Raw genomic sequence first — 2,802 nt, 5'->3', positions numbered from 1 at the left:
TTTAAANANTCTAACAATCAGTATTTTAATACATATTATGGGATTTGTCTAGAATTTTTTTCCTTANAACGGAATTTTATCCCTTNTATTTGAAAATATATATGTTTATTCTTTTAAATATCAAATAAATACGAATTTTGAATTTGAAAAATAATAAATTGAATGATCTTTTAGGTCGGAATAAAAATATACATCATTTTCAAATTATTACTGAACTACATGCTTCAGTTAATCTAAATTGTTTTGCTATAGTAAATATGTAAAATATATTTGACAACGTTCCCCCTCTTGCTTTATCATGTAATTGTAAAACATTTTTGACAGATATTAAATCTGGTGGTGAAATAAAAGTGGAAAACAGAATAAAAGTTTACAGAGAAAGAAAGGCAATTTCTCAAGGAAAGCTTGCAGAATTATGTAATGTAAGTAGACAAACGATTAACGCAATTGAAAATAAAAAATATGATCCAAGTTTACAGTTAGCGTTTGATATTTCTAAACAATTGGAAATTAAGATGGAAGATTTATTTTTACCAATGAAGATTGAAAGGGGAGAATAAAAATTGAAAGCAAAAGACATTATTTGTTTTACTTTATTAATTATTTTCACTTTATATTTCGGAACTACGTTATTAAGTTATTTTAAAAGCGGTGACTCATATGGGACAACAGAATATCTTTTAATCCTGGGCTTATTAGTGGCTTGGGGAGAAATATTTACTTGGAGAACTAGAAGTGAAGTTCAAAAAGATGAAATGGGACAAAAAATTATTAAAAATAGTTCTAGTCTAAGTTATTATATTGTTTTTATTTCACTATTGATTCTTTGGGTTTTAGATTTATTTTTTATAAATAAAGGCCAAAACTTTACTTTATTTATTGCATTATGTATAGCATATATTACTAAACCAATTATTCAGTTTATACTAGTCAAAAAACATATTTAATAAAACACTTTATTTCACTTAATGGATAATCATCTTCAAAAGATAGGATTTATTGTAACAATTATATTATTTAGCTAACAAAATTTTTCTTAAGTCTTGAAATATCAGATTATTATTAAAAGAAATTCAGCAAAATCTAGTAATCAACCACTTCATAAAATAAAAGAGATAAAACCACTTTCAAGAAGTGGTTTTATCTCTCATTAAAGTTAGACTACAAATTAATTTATTTAACAAAAATACTCTAATTACTGATTTAATGCTTTGTATACGTTAAGGATTCCATTTCCAAATAAATCTCGATTTTGATTTTGTTGGTCCACACCATATTTGTAAAGGAATTTTACACTAGAATTAGGTTTATCTTTTAAGTGATATTTATCAATAATTAAAGCTAGGGCACCAGAAACTTTAGGAGCAGCTACTGAATTACCACTATCAAAGAAATATCCACCTCCAGGAAAAGTACTTACAATCTGTTCATCCATATAATACCCCTCAGTTGCCCAGGTTTGAGGGCCATACTTTTGGAACAATCTTAAATCTCCTCCGGGAGCAGATATATCAACGAAATTCTTACCATAATTAGAAAAGTTAGCAAGTTCTCCGGTAGGCCCAACAGAGGAAACAGCTACTACACCTGGTAAATCCGCAGGAACGTCTAAAACTTTTCCTTTGAATGTGATATTTTCATTCTCAATCTTTTTTTTATAAAAAGCATTTATCTGAGAATTATCTCGAACATTTAGAGAGTCATTTCCTACAGCAGCTACTACTACACTACCTTGATTACGTGCAAATGTAATTGCTTTTTTATAAGCTTTAATTTCAGCTAATTCTTCTTTAGATTTTACACCATCTTTTATAACCGAACCATTGACTAAATAAGCACCTAAACTTAAGTTAATCACGTCAACATCATCTTTTGCAGCTTCTGTAATCGCCTTTATTATCCAAATGACTTCTCCTGATTTACTACCAAATACTCGATAGGATCTAATCCCTGTTTCTGGAGCTACCCCCTTAATTTTACCATTAGCTGCGATTTGTCCTGCAGTAAAAGTACCATGACCTAAATAATCATTTAAAAAATTAATATCTCCTGTTTCATTTGCCTCTTCGCCCCTAAATCCATCCTTAGGGACAAAATTTTTGGAGCCAGAAACTATATTGGCTTTTAAATCTGGATGATCTATATCCACCCCTGAATCAATAATCCCAACTACTGCATTTTTTGATCCAGGAAAAATCTTATAACTGTCTCCATTATGTGTAACTTGCTTCATATCCCATTGTTGTGCCCAAAAAACCGCATCAGAAACTTGCTGTGTTTCTTTTTTTATTGAATCTGCAGACTCTGTAAATCGTATCGATGGGTTATATGTACTAACAAATGACTTTGCACCAATTTTTTTTATTTCATTAGTAGTTGCCTTGACTTGTAAAAGACCAATTTCATCTACTGAATATACTACTTGTATGTTATTTTCAGAAAGCTCTTTTTGTGCTAAAGCTAAATGGTCAGTATCATCTAGTAAAATTGTATAGTAACTTGGAATTTCACTAGCACTTATACTCTGTAAAGGAACCAATAGATAAAAGCCTAAAAGAATTAAGCAAGAAATATATTTTAATGTACGCATAAAAGTCTCCTTTTCATTTTAAATTAAGATATCTTCACTAATTATTGAAAGTAATTCTTAATAGAGAAATATAGCATGTGAAATAAGAGTTACTTCGTTATTAAATCAAAAAGTGTCACAAATACACTATATTTTTCTTTAAGTAAATAAATTCAATGACCTATGAAAATCATTAAAATCTTAAAACCTTAAATTTTAATAGATCTATAAAT

Annotated in this window: 3 protein-coding genes; 2 read left to right on the top strand and 1 reads right to left on the bottom strand. The window is 28.6% G+C overall.

Annotated elements, in window-relative coordinates; all coding sequences use genetic code 11:
- The first annotated feature begins 350 nt into the window (after positions 1 to 350).
- Together DN403_RS27380 and DN403_RS27375 are read left to right on the top strand one after the other, a co-directional pair.
- Positions 351 to 560 (top strand): helix-turn-helix transcriptional regulator, encoded by a 210-nt coding sequence (locus DN403_RS27380; protein ID WP_098023393.1) that lies wholly within the window; start codon positions 351 to 353, stop codon positions 558 to 560.
- 3 nt (positions 561 to 563) lie between these two features.
- Positions 564 to 947, top strand: coding sequence for a hypothetical protein (locus DN403_RS27375; RefSeq protein WP_149185963.1), 384 nt, complete (start codon positions 564 to 566; stop codon positions 945 to 947).
- A gap of 248 nt (positions 948 to 1,195) precedes the next feature.
- On the opposite strand, the gene DN403_RS27370 is transcribed toward DN403_RS27375, so the two are convergent.
- On the bottom strand, positions 1,196 to 2,590 hold the full coding sequence (locus DN403_RS27370; RefSeq protein ID WP_149185962.1) for a S8 family peptidase: 1,395 nt from the start codon (positions 2,588 to 2,590) through the stop codon (positions 1,196 to 1,198).
- Positions 2,591 to 2,802: the final 212 nt, after the last annotated feature.

It is taken from the genome of Bacillus sp. AY2-1 (assembly GCF_008368965.1).
GTDB classification, from domain to species: domain Bacteria; phylum Bacillota; class Bacilli; order Bacillales; family Bacillaceae_G; genus Bacillus_A; species Bacillus_A thuringiensis_S.
The sequence above is the reverse complement of the archived record's forward strand: the minus strand, read 5'-3'. Positions and strand labels throughout refer to the sequence as shown.